This is a genomic window from Gordonia sp. (in: high G+C Gram-positive bacteria) (genome assembly GCF_049647785.1).
Classification (GTDB): Bacteria; Actinomycetota; Actinomycetes; order Mycobacteriales; family Mycobacteriaceae; genus Gordonia.
The window spans coordinates 1-16,791 of sequence record NZ_JBARYI010000080.1 but is presented as its reverse complement, the minus strand read 5'-3'; the positions used below and the strand labels follow the sequence as shown (position 1 = coordinate 16,791).

The following is a 16,791-nucleotide window of genomic DNA, read 5'->3' as shown; positions in this document are numbered from 1 at the left end:
ATGTCAGACATAGTGCGGGAATCGACGCATCATGCGAGAACGCCCCGTAGGGGCTGGGTGGTGGCTAGCCGATCTGGCCGGGAGTGGGTTCTGCGCGGAAGGAGTTGGTGGGGATCTTGCCGGTTCGGACTTGGTCGTCGATGCTGGCACGCAAGGCGGTGCAACCGGGGAACGAATCCATGTCCTGGCCCTGCTCGGCGGCCGCGACAAACTCCGGGCACGACGTCCGCGCGTCCGTCGTCCACTGGATGCTCGTGTGAATTGGGCTGAACTTCTCCACCAGCACCTTATTACTGCAGGTGGCACATGTGACCTCGTACATGTCAGCCGACCACCATGTCGGACGGTGCCCAGAAAGCGCGCATCGACGTGATGAGGCCAGCGTCGTTGAACGTCATCACGTCAATCGGCTCCACCGTGTACGACGCCCCGCCCGCCTTCGTGACGACGCGGAAGGAGAACGCGGCCTCCCGGCCGACAACCCGTGCGGCGATCAGTTCGGTGCTGACCTCGCCCTGCAGGCCGCCATAAAATTCAGCGATCGCCTCGCGACCCTGCCGGGGCGGTGAGCCGACCGGATCCTCAAGCGTCGCATCATCGGCGTACAAGGCGGCCACCGCGGCACCGTCGCCCGACGCGACCGCTGCGAGGTAAGTCTCGATGATCGACGTAATCTCCGGTGCCGCAGCATTACTGAATTCAGACATGGGGCTTCTCCTTACTTGCCGCGCGCGACGATGTCGCGAACAGCCAAGTGACTAAACAGCATTGACGTACCGATCGGGTTACCGCCACCGGGGTAGGCGTAGCCGCTGGGAGCGGCCATCGTATTGCCCGCCGCGTACAGGCCGTCGATGGTGGAGCCGTCGGCGCGCAGCACATTGCCCGCCACGCCGGTCTTGAGGCCACCCTTGGTGCCAAGGTCCGACAAGCCAAACGCGGCCGCATGGAACGGGCCGGTCTTGATGGCGGCCAATGGCGGCTTGCCGCCGGAGAACGCGCGGTCGTAGGCCTCGTCGCCGCGACCGAAGTCAGGGTCGACGCCGGCTTCCACATGCTCGTTGAAACGCGCGACCGTTGCGGTCAAGGCCTCGGCGGGGACACCGATCTTGGTGGCGAGTTCTTCCAGAGTGTCTGCGGTGTGCCAGAGGCCCTTATCTCGGTAGTCCTGCGTCGGATAGAACTCGAAGTTGGCCGCCTTCACCGGCGGCTGTTCGCCCTCGGTGTCGTCGTAGATCATCCAGAACGGCAGGCTCGCGGTGCCCGCGTCCATCTGCCGCAGCACTTCGCGGCCGAGGCGGTCGTAGGGTGCGGACTCGTTGACGAACCGCTCGCCATCTTGGTTGACGAAAATGCCGCCCGTGAACCAGAGGGCAAATGCGCTACGACCGTCCGGGTGCGTCAGACCCGGCGACCACCACGCCTGCTCCATCAAGTCGGTGTCGGCACCGGCGGCGATCCCCGCGAGGTGTGAGAGTCCCTGATTCGTGTTGGGGCCCATAGTGTCTCGAGCTGTGCCTGGCACCCCGTAGGTGGCGCGCAGTTCATCGTTGGCTTCAAAACCGCCCGCGGCCAACACCACACCGCACCGCGCGCGGATCGCTTCGCGCTTGCCGTCGATCTCGACGATCGCACCGGTCACCACGCCATCTTCGACGACCAAATCCACCAGCGGAGTGTTCAGCATCTTGGTGGCGTTTGGGTAGTCGTCGATCGCATTCAAGAAGCGGGCGATCAGCGCACGACCGCCAATGTAGTAATTGTCGGGAGTCTCGCTGCCATGGCGTTCGACGTCGAGCGGGCCGCGAACAAGGTCCTTGTATGCGGGGGCCTTCGCGACACCGAGGGGACGCGGGGCGATGTGGCGCATGCCGTCGGTCTTGGCCTTGGGGGCCTTGCCGAAGTAGTCGGGCCACGGCATGGCCGCGAACTTGAGTTTGTCGTCTTTCTCGAGGTACTCGATGAGGTCGGTGCCGCCGCGGACGTAGGTTTCTTGCAGCTCCATCGGGGTTCGATCGCCGACGACCGAGTGGTAGTAGGTGAGAGCGTCGTCGAGGGAATCCTCGACGCCTTCGCGCTGCAGCACCGGATTGCACGGGAACCACACGCCGCCGCCACCGGAGTACGACGTGGTGCCGCCATACTTGTCGGACGCTTCGACCATCAGCACCGACAAACCTTCGCGTGCTGCGGTGTATGCGCCGCACACTCCGCCCGCTCCCGATCCGGCGACGATGACGTCATATTCCTGAATCCAGGTGGGTGTGGCGGTTGACGATCCCGGTGCGGTCATGCGGCGAGGCTCTTTCTCGAGAGGGGGAGGGGCTAAATCAGCGACGGGCAGTCTTAACCAGCGACGGGCAGGGGTTGGGGAGCCATCATGCGGCGGCGCTGCAAAGTTGGGGTGATGTGGACATCGTCGCCAGCGACGTTGCGCCACATGCCAAGTGCTGCCATGCGCAAGGGTGCGGCGAGACGGTTGTCGAACTTCAACTGGTCGACGGGGCCGCAGATGGAGACGGCACCAACGGCTTGGCCTGGCTCGCCGATCGGAACCGCGATGCAGCCGAAGCGCGGGACGGCTTCTTCGCGCTCAATGGCGAGTCCGCGGTCGCGGACGGTCTGCAATTCACGCGAGAGTTGGGTGGCCGAGCCGATCGAGAAGCGGGTTTTGCGTTCCAGAGTTTCGTCGCTGGCTGGGGTTTCTTCGGAATGTGCGAGAAGGACCTTGCCGATTGCGGTGCAGTGCGCGGGCTGCTTGCCGCCGACACGGCTTGGGACCTTCTTGCCGAGTCCTTCACCAACCTTGTCGAGGTACACCACCTCGTTGCCCTGGAGGATGCCGAGATGGATGACGAAGCCGGTCATCCGGTGCAGTTCGTGAAGGAATGGGGCGGCGGAGCTGTGGAGACGGTCTTGATGGATGGCGAGTGAGCCGAGTTCCACCAGCCGCATTCCGAGCTCGTATTCGCGGCCCTCGCGGCGCAGCCATCGAAGGGCGACGAGGCGTTCGAGCATGCGGTGGGCGGACGAGCGGGGGAGACCGGTACGCCGAACAATTTGTGCCAGGCTCTGTCGGGCGTTGCCGTCGAAGGTGTCCATGACGACGGTCAAACGATCGAGGACGGCACTGGGTGTTTCAGTCATTGCTTTCCCTCCACGGGCGAACATGCAAGTGTGGTCGGGCGGCGTTTGTTTTGCCGAAGTGGGATCCGGCAAAACCTGGTGCGCACAGTGGGGAAACTGGCGCCACAGCGGACAAAATGACCGTCACGGCGGACAAAATGACCATCAAAAACGCTCTGACCACGGTTTTTCTATTAGATATATGGAGTATATGCGGTGATGAGAGCCGTGTCACGCTGTTGCACGAAAGTCTGCAAAAGGGCGCAAAAATGCGTTAGGTGCCACTCGAATCGAGTGGCACCTAACGCGAGGGGCGGAAACTACATGGCGGCGAGCGGTTCGCTGCCGGACCAGTCGTGACCCCAGTAGCTGTCGGCGGTGATTTCCTCCGCGGTGTAATGAGTTTCGTCGACGAGCATGCCGTCGGTGCCGAACTCGATATCCCAGCCGCCGGGTGCCCGGACGTAGAACGAGATCATCTTGTCGTTGGTATGACGTCCCAGCGTCGAGGACACTGAGAAACCGTCCTTCATGACGCGATCAAGCGCCTGACCAACGGCGTCGAGAGTGTCGACCTCAACCATGATGTGCACCAGGCCTGGTGCACCCCCGTGCGGTGCCGGGCACAGCGCCAGGCTGTGATGGCGCTGGTTGACGCCCATGAACCGGATACGGATGGGCCCAAACTCCGGCGGTGCCGGAATCCGCATCGCACCGCGCGGCAAGAAGCCCAGCACGTCCTGGTAGAAGGTGAATGCGCCGTTGAAGTCCATCACGGGCAGCACCACGTGGCCGAGACCTTGCTCTCCGGTCACAAACTTGGCACCGAACGGGGTCACCACGGGGCTGTGGTCGAGTGTGGGGCCGTGGAAGATCTCCAACTTTGCCCCGGCTGGATCAGTGAAGGTGAACGCCGCTTCGACGTGCCGCGCCTGCGCCTCGTCGTTGGTTAGGTCGGTGACCTCGATGCCGGCCGCCGTTACTGATTCGCGGACTCGAGTCAGGGCCGCGCCGTCGCGGACCTCCCAGCCGATGGTGGTGATCTCGTCGGTCTCGCCCGGAACCACGGCGATCCGGAAGGCCCGCTCATCCATCCGCAAATAGATGGCATCCTGGTCGGGCCCCTTGCCCTTGGCAAAGCCGAGGACGTCGAACGCGAAGGTACGCCAACGGTCCAGGTCGTTGGTTTGGATCGTGACGTAACCCAAACCCTTGATTTCAGTCATCGTGTTTCGCTCTCGCTGTCTTGTTTCGCCGGATCAGATCATTGCGCGCAGGTTCGCCGGCACATCGAAGCCCATGGAACTCAGGGCCGACGCGTGGCGCACGGTGCTGGGCACGTGGATAGCGTGGTTGAGGCCTGCGTGGGCATCGCGCCAGAAGCGCTGCATCGGCTGATCCATCCGCAGGGCATTGCCACCCGAGCGCGCAAAGATCTGATCGACGGCCATGACAGCCCGCCAGGCGGAACTGATCTGCGTGCGACGGCCCAGCGCACGACGCTCGAAGTCGATCTCCTTGCCCGCATCAACGAGGCTGTAGACCTCGTCGACGTTGGCAAGCAGTTCCTGGCGAGCGGCGTTGATGTCGGCTGCAGCCTCGCTGATCGCGAACAGGACGTAGGGATCGTCCTTGACGGCGACACCCGATGCACCGATGCGGTTGCGCTGGTAGTCGAGGTGACAAGCGAGGGCACCTTCGGCGAGACCGATGACGGCCGAAGTGATGCCCAGCGGGAACATCGTCGACCACGGCATCTTGAAAAGCGTCTCGGTCATGCCAGCCTCGATCTGCGCGCTGCCGTCAATCACGGCACTGCCGTCCATGACTCGGTACGACGGCACGAAGGCGTCCTTGACGATGATGTCCTTGGAGCCGGTTCCCTTGAGGCCCACCACATTCCACGAGTCTTCGACGATCGTGTAGTCGGAGCGCGGCAAAATCATGTGCAGCATGGTCGGGGGCATCGTCGGACCGTTCTCGTCGCCGACCATGGCGCCGAGGAAAATCCAATCGCAGTGATCTGTGCCCGAACTGAACTGCCAGCGACCGTTGAAAATGTAGCCGCCATCAACCGGCTTCGCGATGCCGGTCGGAGCGTAGGGCGACGCAATCCACGTGTTGTCGTCCTGGCCCCAGATCTCTTCCTGAACCTTAGGATCGGCAAACGCCATCTGCCACGGGTGCACACCCACGATGCCGCACACCCAGCCGGCGGCACCGTCGAAGCTGGCCGCCTTCATGACGGTCTCGGCGAACTCGCGCGGATGCGCTTCCAACCCGCCGTAGTTTGCCGGTGCCAGCAACTTCATGACGCCGGTGGCCTTGAGTTTCTTGGCAGTCTCGTCGGGGAGTTTGCCAAGTTCCTCGGCTTCGAGGGCCTGGTCGCGAATCTGGTCGGCGAGTTCCTCGATGGCTTCGATGGGTCGAACGGTCATGATGCCTCCGGTCTAAAGGGTTCAGGGGAAGGAGAGGGGGAGTTGCGGAGCTAGCGTGCAGCCCGGTGGACGCGGCCGGCCGCGATGTTCTCGTCGACCTCGGCCTGCCAGCTTTCGACGGCTCGAGTGGTGTCGATTTCGAACTCGAAACGCTTCGTCATGTCTTCGGTGACGTCGGCGATATCGGTGTAGAACTGCTGGTACCAGCGGCGGAGCTGATACACCGGGCCGTCTTCTTCGGACAGCAGCGGGTTGTCGATCGGGGCCTTGTCGAGCCAGATCGCCACGTCCTGCTCAAAGCCGACCTTGACTCCGTCGGTGAACTTCTGGGCCATCGCGTTGGCACGTTCGTCGGAGATGCCTGCTGGCTTCTTCACACGTGCGCCGTACATGAGCACAAACGAGTTGTTGTCGATCGGGTAGTGGCAGTTGATCAGGTCGGTTTCGACCAGGCGGTCGCCGACGTAGTTGCGCAGCACGTCCACCATGTACGACGGTCCGTAATAGTGAGCCTCCGACTCCAGCCGGGAATCGGGGTTGTCGTAGCTGGAGCCGATGCCGATGTCATCGCGCGGAGTCGAGTTCATGAACTGGCCGGCGACGTGCCCCTCGAACACGTTCTTGAAGTAGCGGGGGAACGCGAAGTGGATGTAGAAGAAGTGCGCCATATCGACGATGTTGTCGACGATCTCGCGGCAGTGAGAGCCTTCGATGACGATGGAACTCCAGTTCCAGTCGGTCCACTCGTCAGTGCCGTAGCCGGGGAGTTCGGGGATCGTGACCTCGTCGGTGGGCTTGCTGTTCTCCGGGTCGTGCCAGACGAACAATTGTCCGTTGCGTTCCAATACTGGCCACGACTTCGTTTTGGCGACCGGCGGGACGCGGCGCGCGTAAGGGATGCCGGTGCAGCGACCGTTGCCGCCCCAGCGCCAGTCGTGGAATGGGCAGGCGATGGAATCGCCCTTGACCTGGCCCTTGGCGAGGTTGCCGCCCATGTGTCGGCAGTAGGCGTCGAGGATGTGGAGCTGGCCGTCGTTCTCGCCCTGGAAAACCACCAGCTCGGTGCCGAACGCCTTGATCTGGTGGGGCTTACCATCGCGGAAGTCCTTCAGCAGACCAAGGCAGTGCCAGCCTCGAGCAAAACGAGTCGGGGCTCCGGCCGACTCAATCTCCCGGAATTCCTGGTCGTCAGTGGTGGTCATTGAGCGTCGCTCCTCCTTGTGGCCGACGCACTCTCAGTCGGCTCGGATTTGAGGCCAGGTGTGTAGACCCGGTCATATCCGATAGTGGGCTCAGTTCAAGACCGCGGCGGTTGCCGTTCCCGCTCAGTGGAATGCGGTATGCCCTGAGCAGGGAGCATGCGGCAAATTAGGGAACAACGGACCTAATGGTCGAGGTACTTGGCGACCAGCGGCGGAACCCGCCGAACAGCGAAGAACACCGGCGTGGAGGGAGAAAGTCAGTTGCGTTCGAGGAGCAGCTTGACCGTGAGTTCCATGCGGTTGGTGACATCGGTTGCCGACGCACGACGGGTCAGCCACTGCACGAGGTTCGACATCCACACGTCTGAGATAACGCGGGCGATTGCGAGGTCTTGTGCGGTCGGCACCGCATCGGGGTCTTGCGAAATCATCGCCCCAGCCAGCAGGCGGTCGATGATTCCGGCGACCCGATTCACTTCGCTGGTTGCCGAGGCATCGGCGAACATGAATGCTCGCGTCATGGCTTCGGTGAGCAACGGGTCCTTCTGCATGGCAAGCGTAATCATCGACAGCACGAAGCTGAGTCGTTCGACGGGAGTGTCGCCTTGGAGCACACTGCGGTCGGCGCGCGACTCGACCTTCTCCAGTTCGCGGGCAAGGGCGGTGACGAGCAAATGCACTTTGGACGGGAAGTAGCGGTAGAGGGTGCCGACGGCGACGTCAGCCTTGTCTGCGACGGCGCGCATCTGCACGGCGTCGTAGCCGCCCTTGGATGCCAAGGCGAGCGTCGCGTCGAGAATCCGCCTGCGCCGTTCGCGCTGTGCGGCCGAACCAACTTCCGCGCCGGACAACTGGGCGGGCGCAGGGGGAGGCGACGGTACGTCGGTCTTAGTGTTCGTCGTTCCCGCGCCAGCCATAGATATCGATCCCCTCAAGTTGAGCCACTTCTACGGCTCGTCAGTTGGCAGCCGCCCGCCGATGGTGTACACCCATTGAATATTAGAACAGGTTCTAATTGGAGTTATCAACAAATTCGCGGAGGAGTTCTTCGGTGACAATCGCCACGTCAGCGGACCAAAGGGTCGCTAGTGACAGTATCGCCGCCTGGGCAGGGGCTCGGGACGTCCGTTCCCTCGTGCGCAACGACCTCGATGATTCGGGTGATTCGTGGCGTTCGCTATGGACGCAGATCGCGGACCTTGGCCTGTTTGCGGCGGGAATCCCCGAGGTCGCAGGGGGTGCGGACGGCAGTCAGGAAGACGTCGCCGTGATGTTTGCGGCGGCCGGAGCTGAGCTAGTTCCAGGACCGCTCGCGCCGACGATGGCCGTTGCCTACGTGCTCGCCGCACAGGGTGTCGAACTAGCGGAATCGGTCATGGCGGGGGAACGTCCGGCCGTGATTCCCGCGACGGCCGTGACTTCGCCCAAGGCTGGGGGTGATGCCGGTTTCGCGGTGGTTGACGGCAACGTCGACTTGGGGTTGATTCCCGGATTCGTCGCCGATGCGGTAATTGCCGCACCGTTGCGTTTCGGCTCGGAAGCTGAAGGCTGGTTTGTCCTCGACACCGCATCGGTCCAGGTCGAGAAGGAATCGGTGGACGGACCGCTCGATGGCACCGCGATTCCGGTGCGCGTGCGTCTGGCGTCAGTCACTCGCGACAAGGCGATCGCGGTGACCGATGGCGACCTGCTGGTTGCGCTGTTGCACGCGGGTCTGGTCGCCTATCAGGCTGGCGTTGCCGCGCGGACGCTGTCCATTGCCGTGGATTATGCAAAGGTCCGCACACAGTTCGGGGCGGCCATCGGTTCGTTCCAGGCTGTGAAGCAGATCTGTGCCGACATGCTGACCCGCAGTGAGCAGCTCGGTGCCGCCGCGTGGGACCTCGCGCGGGCCCTCGATGAGATGCTCGTCGACAACACTGAGGCGGCTCGGGCTCAGGTGGAACTCAGTCGTCTCGCGGCCGGCGCGTTGACCGCCAAGTTGTCGCCGGAGAACGCCAAGGATGCCATCCAGGTGCTCGGTGGTATCGGCTTCACATTTGAGCACGACGCACACCTGTACCTGCGTTCCGCGCTGGCCGCACGCATGCTGCTTGCCGCCGGCGAACCGCAGCGTTTGGCACTGGCAGAACTTGGCCGAGCCGGAGGCCGTCGCGAGTTCTCTATCGATCTGGTTGAGGCCGAAGCGCAGCGGCCGGAGATTGCCGCCATCGCCGAAGGCATTGCCGCCGCAGCACCGGAGGATCGTCGTGCCGAGTTGGCGCGCACCGGGTTCTTGGCTCCGCACTGGCCGAAGCCCTACGGACTCTCGGCCGATCCCGCGGTTCAGTTGGTCATCGACTCGGAACTCGACCGGGTCGGCGTCGCTCGCCCCGACTTGGTGATCGCCGGCTGGGCACTGCCGACCATTCTCGAGCACGGCACCGATGCGCAACGCGAGAAGTTTGTCGCGCCGACCTTGGCTGGCGACATCCGCTGGTGCCAGCTGTTCAGCGAGCCTGAGGCGGGTAGCGACCTGGCGTCGCTCCGGACCCGGGCCGTGCGGACCGAGGGTGGCTGGCTGCTGAGCGGCCAGAAGATCTGGACCTCCGAGGCGCACATGTCCCAATGGGCCGTGTGCTTGGCGCGGACCAACCCCGACGTGCCAAAACACAAGGGCATCTCGTACTTCCTGGTCGATATGTCGGCGCCGGGAATCGATATTCGCCCGCTGCGCGAACTCACGGGTCGGGCCATGTTCAACGAGGTCTTTCTCGACAACGTCTTCGTGCCCGACGACATGCTGGTCGGCGAAATCGACAACGGTTGGCGCCTGGCGCGGACCACCCTTGCCAACGAACGAGTCGCCATGGGCGGCTCGGGCCTGGGCAAGGAAGTCGACTCGCTGCTTCGCCAACTCGACGACGGCGAGGTGACGCTCACCGAGGCGCAATCACTGGAGTTGGGTCGCATCATTGCCGACGCGCACATCGGCCGAGTGCTCGATGCTCGGTCGGTGGCACAGCGACTCAGCGGCACGGACCCGGGTGCCACGTCGAGTGTCCGCAAGCTGATCGGCGTGGTTCATCGCCAGGATGTACCAGACTTCGCGACCGACCTGCTCGGATGCGATGGATTGGGGGCCAGTGCGGCCACCGGATTCTTGTTGCTGAACCGGTGCCTGTCGATTGCCGGCGGCACCACGCAGATTCTGAAGAACGCCGCTGCAGAACGGATTCTCGGTTTGCCCCGCGGATGACGGGAGAGGGTCCGCCGAGATTGTGAAAATGCGCAGGTTGCCACCGTCGTTGTGATGGCGGTCTCCGTGCGTCTGATAAACTAGAACAAGTTCTAATACTGCTGAGGAGGAGCCGGGTGGATTTCACCCTGGAGCCCACTGCTGCCGCAGTCCAAGATGTTGCCGATGAGGTAATGCGACGACTGCAGCCAGACTGGGAAAGCAAATTTGCCAACGATGCGGGCGGTTTCGACCACGCCGCATGGGATGCGCTGGTTGGTGCCGGAGTCACGGTGCTGCCGCTGTCGGAATCGTTAGGCGGCGACGACCTGCCCATCGACGCCCTGGTGCCGCTCCTGACGCGCGCCGGAAACGACGCGACCGTCGCACCGCTGATCGGCACCCTGGTGTCCGGTCTGGTGCTGGCACGGGCCAACGAGACTGCCGATGTGAGTGCCTACGGCCGTGCCATCGCTGAGGGCGGCTGGCATGCCGTCGCCATCGGCGAACCGGGCCGTGCACTCGGTCAGGCCGCCACCGCGACTCTCACCGACACTGCAGACGGGGTCCGTCTCGACGGCAGCAAAACCGGGGTCTTGGCTGCCGAGGGTGCTTCGGCGATCCTCGTCGTCGCCGACCGCGGAGTGGTGGTCGTGCCAGCTGACGCCGCTGGAGTCACCGTTGCTCGGACCACCTCGTCGTCCGGCTGGGGTGAATACTCGGTCACATTCGACGGCGTGGCCGTCCCGAAGGCCGACATTGTCACCGACGACCCGCAGTTCGCGATTGACGCCTACCGCGCCTTGCTCGCCGCATACGCCGATGGACTGGTCGCCGGCGCCATCAAGCGCACCGCCGAGCACGTCTCCACCCGCAACCAGTTCGGCAAGCCGATCGCGGCCTTCCAGGCCGTCGGGCAGCAGTTGGCCGACGTGTACGTTGTCTCGCGCACCATGAACCTGGTTGCTACGGCAGCCGCGTGGGGCATCGCCAACGACGTGGACGCGGAAGAAGACCTCGCGACCGCGATGTACTGGGTGTCCGCCGAACTGCCCGCCACGTTGCGCATGATGACCCACCTGCACGGTGGTGTCGGTGTGGACGTGACCTACCCGCTGCATCGGTACTTCTCGCTGGTCAAGGACATTGCCCGCCTCGCGGGTGGGGCGCAGGCAACCCTCGACGTCCTTGCCGATGAGACCGTTCCCGCCGGACAGGAGACCCGCTGATGTTTGTCGCATTTACCGACGAGCAGATTGCGCTGCGCGACGAACTGCGCGCGTACTTCTCCAAGCTCGTCACCGCCGAAGAAGAGCGCATCATGCGCACCGAGCGGCATGGTCCCACCTACCGCAACATCATCTCCCGCATGGGTGACGACGGGTGGCTGGGCGTTGGCTGGCCGAAGGAATTCGGCGGCAAGGGCTTCGGTGAGATCGAACAGCAGATCTTCACCAACGAAGCCGTCCGCGCCGATATCCCGCTGCCGTCCGTCACCCTGCAGACCGTTGGGCCGACGCTGCAGCGCTACGGCACGCAGGAGCAGAAGGACTTCTTCCTGCCGAAGATTCTCGCTGGCTCCGTGCACTTCGCGATCGGCTACACCGAGCCCGACGCAGGCACCGACCTCGCGTCGTTGACCACGCGCGCCGTGCTCGATGAGTCGACCGGCGAGTACGTCATCAACGGCCAGAAGATCTTCACCACCGGCGGCCACGACGCCGACTACATCTGGCTGGCCTGCCGCACAGACGCCGATGCGCCCAAGCACAAGGGCATCTCGATCCTCATCGTCGACACCAAGGATCCCGGTTTCACGTGGACCCCGATCATCACCGCCGACGGTGCCCATCACGTTAACGCCACCTACTACAACGATGTCCGTGTGCCGGTCGGCATGCGCGTCGGTGAAGAGGGCGACGGCTGGAAGCTCATCACCACCCAGCTCAATCACGAGCGCGTCATGCTTGGTCCGGCTGGCCGCATCGGCGGTCTTGCCGACCGTGTCCGTGAATGGGCAACGCAGGCGCAGTTCGACGGTGCCCCGGTGATCGAGCAGCAGCCGGTTCGCCGCCTGATCGCCGAAGTCGGTGCCTACGAGCGTCTCAACGAGCTGTTGAACTGGCAGGTTGCTTCGTCCGGTGAAATCTCGATGGCCGATGCGGCCGCAACCAAGGTGTTTTCCACCGAACGGCTGCAGGGCATCTACCGGTCCATCGACAATGCTGTCGGCCACTACGGCGATTTCCGAGACGAACTGACCAGTGAGTTCGCCATTTGGCTCGACCTTCAGGCCAAGCGCAATGTCGTCATCACCTTTGGTGGCGGCGTCAACGAAGTGATGCGCGACATGATCGGCACGGCTGGCCTCGGCTTGCCCCGGATGAAGCGATAGGGGACACCGATGACTGTGACGCCGGAATCCACCCCGGAACAGATCCTGGCCGCCGCCGACGCCATCAAGGCTGGCGGTGCCAGCGCACCCCGCAAGGGTCGCGACCCCATCAATCAGCCGATGGTCAACAACTGGCTGGAAGCCATGGGTGACGTGAACCCAATCTACGTCGACGAGGCGGCCGCGCGCTCGGCCGGTCACGACGGCATCGTCGCACCGCCCGCCATGGCGCAGGTATGGACCATGCGCGGTCTCAACGGTGTGCGGACCGACGATGATCCGTTGGGTTTGGCGACGCAGTTGTTCGACGACGCTGGCTTCACCTCGGTTGTCGCCACCAACTGCGACACCGTGTACCACCGCTACACCCAGCCCGGCGAAGAGGTCATCATCTCCTCGGAGCTCACCGACGTGGTGGGCCCCAAGCAGACCGGGCTCGGCGAAGGCTGGTTCTTCACCACTCGCAACACCTGGAGTGTGCGACCGGCAGGTGCCACCGACGCGTCGACCGATGAGGTTGTCGCCGAGATGGACTTCCGGATCCTGAAGTTCCGTCCCGCAGCCAAGCAGGCAGCGGCCCCGGTCGCTGACTATGAGGGCCTGGACGGCGATAAGCTGATCCGCCCGAAGCGGTCGCGCGACACCGCCTTCTTCTGGGAGGGCGTCGACGCTCACGAACTGCGCATTCAGCAGGTCGAAGATGGCTCGCTGCGCCACCCGCCGATCCCGGCGACGTGGAAGGGCAAGGACGCCGAAGGCGTCTACGAGTCCACCGATTACACGGTGGCTGCAGGTACCGGCACGGTGTTCAGCTACGTGGTGCACCACGCACCGCGTGTCCCCGGCCGTGAACTGCCGTTCGTGGTGGCATTGGTGGAACTCGACGAGGGCGTGCGCATGCTCGGGCAGCTCCGCGGAGTCGATCCGGCCACCGTCACCATCGGCATGCCCGTCGAGGTGGAGTTCTTGGACTTCCCCGCAAACGACGATGGCGACGAAGCCTGGACGTTGTACGCCTGGCGCGCGAAGGAGGCCCAGTAGTGAGCGCGGAATCTACGACCATCGCGGTGGGTCAGGCACTGACCCCGCTGGTGATCGACGCACCCCCCACGTTTGTGGTCGCGACTGCCCTGGCGACGCGCGACTTCCAGGACGTGCACCACGACCGTGACTTGGCGCAGCAAAAGGGCTCCAAGGACATTTTCGTCAACATCCTGACCGACACCGGCCTGGTGGAGCGCTTCGTCACCGACTGGGCTGGCCCGAATGCACGGATCACGTCCATCAAGCTCAAGCTCGGTGTGCCGTGGTACGCCTACGACACGATCACCTTCACCGGTGAAGTGACCGCCGTCGAAGACGGGGTCGTCACCGTGTCGGTTACCGGCACCAACTCCCTTGGCAAGCACGTGATCTCGACGGTCACCTTCACAGAAGGGGCGCAGTGATGAGTGACCGCACCCTGTCCGGGAAGGCCGCAATCGCCGGTATCGGCGCCACCGACTTCTCTAAGAACTCCGGACGTAGCGAGCTGCGTCTGGCTGCCGAGTGCATCAACGCCGCCCTCGACGACGCTGGCCTGAGCGCCACCGACGTCGACGGTCTGGTGACGTTCACGATGGACACCAACATGGAGATTGCCGTCGCTCGCGCGGTGGGGATCCCCGAGCTTAAGTACTTCTCGCGCATTCACTACGGCGGTGGCGCTGCGGCGTCGACCGTGCAGCAGGCCGCCATGGCTGTGGCGACCGGTGTGTGCGAGGTGGCCGTGGCTTACCGCGCGTTCAACGAGCGTTCGGGTCACCGGTTTGGTCAGGTCGATAAGGCGGTGGCCAGCCAGGAGAACTCTTCGGGCACCGACAATGCGTTCTCGTACCCGCACGGCCTGTCGACGCCCGCGGCGTTCGTCGCGATGGTCGCCAAGCGCTACATGCACGAGTACGGTGCCACCAGCGAAGACTTCGGCCAGATCGCCGTCGTTGACCGCAAGCATGCCGCGACCAACCCGAAGGCGTTCTTCTACGGCAAGCCGATCACACTCGCCGATCACCAGGCTTCGCGGTACATCGCCGAACCCCTGCACCTGCTTGACTGCTGCCAGGAGTCCGATGGTGGCCAGGCCATCGTCGTGGTGTCGGCCGAGCGTGCCAAGGACCTGAAGCAAAAGCCAGTCACGATCGCCGGTGCAGCATCGGGCAGCGGGAACGACCAGTTCATTATGACCAGCTACTACCGTGATGAACTCGCCGCGCTCGAGGAAATGGGCCTGGTGGGACGCCAACTGTTCGCGCAGTCCGGCCTCACACCCGCCGATATCGACATGGCGGTCCTGTACGACCACTTCACGCCCTACACCCTGATGCAGCTCGAAGAGCTTGGCTTCTGCGGCCGCGGTGAGGCGAAGGATTTCGTCTCGCAGCCCGGCGCACTCGAAGTGGGCGGCGTCTTGCCGTTGAATACGCACGGCGGACAGCTGGGCGAAGCCTACATCCACGGGATGAACGGCATCGCCGAAGGTGTTCGACAGGTGCGTGGCACCTCCGTTAACCAAGTCGATGGAGCCGAGCGCGTGCTCGTCACCGCCGGCACCGGAGTTCCGACCTCCGGTCTGATTCTCACCGCCTGACCAACCCGCCGCCCTGTCGGTACCTCCCAAGGAGATCTAGAAAGATGAAGTTCAACCTCGCCACCGTCTTCGAGTCTGTTGTCGACGCGGTACCCGAGCGCGCAGCCCTCACCTGGGAAGGTGAGGACATCACCTACGCCGATCTGGACAAGCTGTCGAACCAGGTCGCGCACCTGTTCACCACCAACGGCCTCGGCAAGGACGACAACGTCGCCCTGTTCCTCAAGAACAGTGTCGAGCACGTCACTTCGCTGGTCGGCCTCATCAAGGTCCGTGCCGTCCCGGTGAACGTGAACTACCGCTACACCGACGCCGAGCTTGAGTACATCTTCTCGAACTCCGATTCGGCCGCCATCGTCGTTGAATTGCCCGAGCACCAGATCAGCGTCGCGAACCTGCTGCCGAAGCTGCCCAAGGTCCGCACCGTCTTCGTCATGGGCGACATCGTCCCCGAACTGACCGAGGCTGCCGCTGCCCTCGAAGGCCGCACCGTTGGCGTCGTGAGCTTCGACGACTACAAGAACCTCTCCGACGAGCGTGACTTTGAAGAGCGCAACGGCGAAGAGCTGTACCTGATCTACACGGGCGGCACCACCGGCTACCCCAAGGGCGTCATGTGGCAGCACGACGACTTCTTCCGCAAGCCGATCTCGGGCGGCAACCCCTACGGACCGCCGCGTGAGGACTACGAGGACCTGAAAAAGGAAGTGAAGAACTTCCCGTCGCTGGCCTTCCTCGTCGCGGCTCCGCTGATGCACGGCGCAGCGTCGTACTCGCTGTTCACGTTCATCGCCCTCGGTGGTCGCCTCATCCTGGAGCGCGACTTCGACGCCGAGAAGATCGTCCGCAACCTGGGTCGCGACCGCACCCAGATGGTCCTCATCGTCGGCGACGCCATGGGCATGCCGCTGGCCGAGCAGATGGAAAAGCAGAAGGACACCGCCGACTTTTCGACGCTGTTCTCGATCGCTTCCGGTGGCGCCCTGTGGAGCCACAGCGTCCGCGACCGCATGCTCGCGGTGAAGCCGGACCTGATGCTGCGCGACAACTTCGGTGCCTCGGAGTCGGGCAACGACGGCGAGATCATGCTCGACGAGAACGGCAACCTGTACGTGCCGGCCAACCCGCGCATGATGGTCGTCAACGAGCAGTTCGAGCAGATCACGACCCCGAACGAGGTCGGTCACATCGCTCGTATCGGCAACATCCCGCTCGGCTACTACGGTGACCCGGAGAAGACCGCGCGCACCTTCCCGACCATGGCTGACGGTCGTCGTATCTCGGTCCTCGGCGACATGGGCTACGTCCGCGAAGACGATGCCATCGTCTTCCTCGGTCGCGGCAGCCAGTGCATCAACACCGGTGGCGAAAAGGTTTACGCCGAAGAGGTCGAGGGCGCACTGCACGCGCACCCGGCAATCTCCGACGCCCTCGTCGTTCCGGCACCGGACCCCAAGTTCGGCCAGCGCGTCGCAGCTGTCGCTTCCCTGAACGAGGGCTTCGAGGAGCCGTCGCTTGAGGACATCCAGGACCACTGCCGCAAGACCCTCGCCGGCTACAAGGTCCCCAGGACCGTCGTCTTCGTCGAAGAGGTCAAGCGCACCCCGGCAGGCAAGGCCGACTACAAGTGGGCCAAGTCGACCGCAGCTGAAGGCGTCAGCGTCTAGCAGCTAGCTGATCAACAACGTCCGCCGCGTTGCTCCCGTTAGGGGTGCGACGCGGCGGACGTTTTTGATCGCATCGAGACCTGCAGGTGCCAATCCGATTTGCGTTGCGACATGCCGCTC

At 63.8% G+C, this 16,791-nt stretch carries 15 protein-coding genes; 7 read left to right on the top strand and 8 right to left on the bottom strand.

Annotated elements, in window-relative coordinates; all coding sequences use genetic code 11:
* Positions 1-64 precede the first annotated feature (64 nt).
* From WBA38_RS13445 to kstR, 8 genes are all read right to left on the bottom strand, one after another.
* Positions 65-322 carry a hypothetical protein gene (locus tag WBA38_RS13445; protein ID WP_424296986.1) on the bottom strand — a complete coding sequence of 86 codons (258 nt, stop codon included), beginning with the start codon at positions 320-322 and terminating at the stop codon, positions 65-67.
* 1 nt (position 323) lies between these two features.
* A complete protein-coding gene (locus WBA38_RS13440; RefSeq protein ID WP_424296988.1) occupies positions 324-707 on the bottom strand; it encodes an SgcJ/EcaC family oxidoreductase in 384 nt (127 codons plus the stop codon).
* An 11-nt stretch (positions 708-718) separates the two neighbouring features.
* The gene (locus WBA38_RS13435; RefSeq protein WP_424296990.1) at positions 719-2,293 is read right to left on the bottom strand and encodes an FAD-binding protein; all 1,575 of its coding nucleotides are present in this window, start codon (positions 2,291-2,293) and stop codon (positions 719-721) included.
* 53 nt (positions 2,294-2,346) lie between these two features.
* Complete coding sequence (locus WBA38_RS13430) at positions 2,347-3,147, bottom strand: IclR family transcriptional regulator (RefSeq protein WP_424296992.1); 801 nt, start codon at positions 3,145-3,147, stop codon at positions 2,347-2,349.
* Between the two features lie 299 nt (positions 3,148-3,446).
* Positions 3,447-4,352 carry a biphenyl-2,3-diol 1,2-dioxygenase gene (gene bphC / locus WBA38_RS13425; RefSeq protein WP_424322894.1) on the bottom strand — a complete coding sequence of 302 codons (906 nt, stop codon included), beginning with the start codon at positions 4,350-4,352 and terminating at the stop codon, positions 3,447-3,449.
* Positions 4,353-4,385: 33 nt separating this feature from the next.
* Positions 4,386-5,564, bottom strand: a complete 1,179-nt coding sequence (locus tag WBA38_RS13420) for a hydroxylase (protein WP_424294294.1) — start codon at positions 5,562-5,564, stop codon at positions 4,386-4,388.
* A gap of 50 nt (positions 5,565-5,614) precedes the next feature.
* Positions 5,615-6,766, bottom strand: coding sequence for a Rieske 2Fe-2S domain-containing protein (locus WBA38_RS13415; protein WP_424294295.1), 1,152 nt, complete (start codon positions 6,764-6,766; stop codon positions 5,615-5,617).
* A 257-nt stretch (positions 6,767-7,023) separates the two neighbouring features.
* The gene (gene kstR / locus WBA38_RS13410) at positions 7,024-7,683 is read right to left on the bottom strand and encodes a cholesterol catabolism transcriptional regulator KstR (protein WP_424294296.1); all 660 of its coding nucleotides are present in this window, start codon (positions 7,681-7,683) and stop codon (positions 7,024-7,026) included.
* A 134-nt stretch (positions 7,684-7,817) separates the two neighbouring features.
* Here kstR and WBA38_RS13405 point away from each other — a divergent pair, with 134 nt between their 5' ends.
* The 7 genes from WBA38_RS13405 (at position 7,818) to WBA38_RS13375 (ending at position 16,671) form a co-directional block, all read left to right on the top strand.
* Entirely contained in the window at positions 7,818-10,004 is a 2,187-nt protein-coding gene (locus WBA38_RS13405; protein ID WP_424294984.1) for an acyl-CoA dehydrogenase family protein, read from the top strand.
* A gap of 116 nt (positions 10,005-10,120) precedes the next feature.
* Complete coding sequence (locus WBA38_RS13400) at positions 10,121-11,212, top strand: acyl-CoA dehydrogenase family protein (RefSeq protein ID WP_424294986.1); 1,092 nt, start codon at positions 10,121-10,123, stop codon at positions 11,210-11,212.
* On the top strand, positions 11,212-12,378 hold the full coding sequence (locus WBA38_RS13395) for an acyl-CoA dehydrogenase family protein (protein ID WP_424294988.1): 1,167 nt from the start codon (positions 11,212-11,214) through the stop codon (positions 12,376-12,378). Before WBA38_RS13400 ends, WBA38_RS13395 begins: the two co-directional genes overlap by 1 nt.
* A gap of 9 nt (positions 12,379-12,387) precedes the next feature.
* Positions 12,388-13,419, top strand: a complete 1,032-nt coding sequence (locus WBA38_RS13390) for a bifunctional MaoC family dehydratase N-terminal/OB-fold nucleic acid binding domain-containing protein (protein WP_424322893.1) — start codon at positions 12,388-12,390, stop codon at positions 13,417-13,419.
* Positions 13,419-13,826 carry a MaoC family dehydratase gene (locus tag WBA38_RS13385; RefSeq protein WP_424294991.1) on the top strand — a complete coding sequence of 136 codons (408 nt, stop codon included), beginning with the start codon at positions 13,419-13,421 and terminating at the stop codon, positions 13,824-13,826. The genes WBA38_RS13390 and WBA38_RS13385 overlap by 1 nt, the downstream gene beginning before the upstream one ends.
* Entirely contained in the window at positions 13,826-15,004 is a 1,179-nt protein-coding gene (locus tag WBA38_RS13380; protein ID WP_424294993.1) for a lipid-transfer protein, read from the top strand. The genes WBA38_RS13385 and WBA38_RS13380 overlap by 1 nt, the downstream gene beginning before the upstream one ends.
* Before the next feature lie 44 nt (positions 15,005-15,048).
* The gene (locus WBA38_RS13375; protein WP_424322892.1) at positions 15,049-16,671 is read left to right on the top strand and encodes an AMP-binding protein; all 1,623 of its coding nucleotides are present in this window, start codon (positions 15,049-15,051) and stop codon (positions 16,669-16,671) included.
* Positions 16,672-16,791 lie beyond the last annotated feature (120 nt).

What these genes read in the sequence shown, in the direction of transcription:
- bphC (WP_424322894.1), bottom strand. Translation starts at nt 4,352, where the DNA reads ATGACTGAAATCAAGGGTTTGGGTTACGTCACGATCCAAACCAACGAC.
- WBA38_RS13380 (WP_424294993.1), top strand. Translation starts at nt 13,826, where the DNA reads ATGAGTGACCGCACCCTGTCCGGGAAGGCCGCAATCGCCGGTATCGGC.
- WBA38_RS13420 (WP_424294294.1), bottom strand. Translation starts at nt 5,564, where the DNA reads ATGACCGTTCGACCCATCGAAGCCATCGAGGAACTCGCCGACCAGATT.
- WBA38_RS13390 (WP_424322893.1), top strand. Translation starts at nt 12,388, where the DNA reads ATGACTGTGACGCCGGAATCCACCCCGGAACAGATCCTGGCCGCCGCC.
- kstR (WP_424294296.1), bottom strand. Translation starts at nt 7,683, where the DNA reads ATGGCTGGCGCGGGAACGACGAACACTAAGACCGACGTACCGTCGCCT.
- WBA38_RS13395 (WP_424294988.1), top strand. Translation starts at nt 11,212, where the DNA reads ATGTTTGTCGCATTTACCGACGAGCAGATTGCGCTGCGCGACGAACTG.
- WBA38_RS13375 (WP_424322892.1), top strand. Translation starts at nt 15,049, where the DNA reads ATGAAGTTCAACCTCGCCACCGTCTTCGAGTCTGTTGTCGACGCGGTA.
- WBA38_RS13430 (WP_424296992.1), bottom strand. Translation starts at nt 3,147, where the DNA reads ATGACTGAAACACCCAGTGCCGTCCTCGATCGTTTGACCGTCGTCATG.
- WBA38_RS13440 (WP_424296988.1), bottom strand. Translation starts at nt 707, where the DNA reads ATGTCTGAATTCAGTAATGCTGCGGCACCGGAGATTACGTCGATCATC.
- WBA38_RS13435 (WP_424296990.1), bottom strand. Translation starts at nt 2,293, where the DNA reads ATGACCGCACCGGGATCGTCAACCGCCACACCCACCTGGATTCAGGAA.
- WBA38_RS13415 (WP_424294295.1), bottom strand. Translation starts at nt 6,766, where the DNA reads ATGACCACCACTGACGACCAGGAATTCCGGGAGATTGAGTCGGCCGGA.
- WBA38_RS13445 (WP_424296986.1), bottom strand. Translation starts at nt 322, where the DNA reads ATGTACGAGGTCACATGTGCCACCTGCAGTAATAAGGTGCTGGTGGAG.